Origin of the sequence: Barnesiella sp. CU968, from assembly GCF_905219685.1 — a bacterium.
Classification (GTDB): domain Bacteria; phylum Bacteroidota; class Bacteroidia; order Bacteroidales; family Muribaculaceae; genus Lepagella; species Lepagella muris_A.
In genome coordinates this window covers 1-1,219 of sequence record NZ_CAJMXD010000576.1, presented here as the reverse complement: position 1 = coordinate 1,219, position 1,219 = coordinate 1, and the positions used below count along the sequence as shown (strand labels likewise).

The 1,219-nt window shown below is 49.4% G+C and carries 1 protein-coding gene; it reads left to right on the top strand.

The genetic code is table 11. The annotated features are described in order from the left end of the window. Positions 1-1,062 (top strand): chloride channel protein (locus JX312_RS13810; protein ID WP_204458497.1); only part of this gene is annotated, 1,062 nt, incomplete at its 5' end. Positions 1,063-1,219 lie beyond the last annotated feature (157 nt).

Genomic DNA, 1,219 nt, shown 5'->3' with positions numbered 1-1,219 from the left:
TCCCAGCTCAGGAGCCGGCTTGCTGACGGTAACTTCAAGTTTCGTAGAAATCACCTTTTTTCTCCGTTGATGGGGTGTCTTGTCACTATCGGTTTCGGTGCTTCGGCAGGTGCCGAAGGTCCCTGCGCATTTTCCGGAGCGGCGATAGGAGACAGGGTTGCGAGACTTATGAAATTTTCACCATCGGCGACACGTATATTGTTCGGTTGCGGAGCTGCCGCAGGGATAGCCGGAATTTTCAAATCTCCGCTCGGCGGTGTTTTTTTTGCCATTGAGGTTCTTAGAATGGAAATGTCAGTGATCGGCATGGTATCTCTGACCTGCGCGTCTCTGTCGGCTTTCGGAGTTGCTTATGTGCTCGGTGGGTATACATGGAATGTCAGGATTCTGACAGACATGCACTTTATTCCCGACCATTTCGGATGGATAGCGCTTTTAGGAATTGTATGCGGTTTTTATTCGATCTATTATTCTTATACACTCTCCCTTGCCTCGCGGTTTTTAAGAATGCTTGGGAATGTATGGCTCAGGGGGGCGCTCTGCGGACTTGGACTCGGAATAGTCATCATGATGTTTCCGGCAATGTTCGGAGAGGGATACGATGTGGTCTCAAATATTGTTAACGGGGTGTATTACAGGCTTGTGGAATACGGGCCGTTTTTCAGGGATCTTCCCAGGCTTCCGCTTTTGCTCGGAATCATAACAGCGATGCTGCTGCTGAAAGGAGCTGTGGTTGGTGCCGTGAACAGTGGCGGGGGTGTTGCCGGAGAATTTGTGCCTGCGATTTTTGCAGGATGTCTGTTAGGTTTTATGTTCGCATCAGTAAGCAACATTTACGGTATCGGTCTTCCGATAGAGAATTTCGCACTGATCGGAACAGCTGCGGTAATGGCAGGCACCATCAAGGCTCCGCTTATGGCTATTTTCATAGCTGCTGAGGTCTCTGACCGTTATGGGTTCATACTTGGCTTTATGCTTGCTGCCGGAATCTCGTATGGAATAGTGATGGTCCATTCGCTCCTGATTTCAACACGAAAAACGCGTGCTACGCGGCGCGAGTGATCAGTCAGCCCTCAGGTAATACGCTATTATGTCGAATTTCACGTCAAAGGGGTTGCCCTTTCTTTTCGAGGGATTGCTTTTATAGTAATAGAAACTCTTCTGGGTGTCCCAGCTCTGTATATCCGCTTTTCGGGTCTCCCCTGCAGGGATGCTGCAT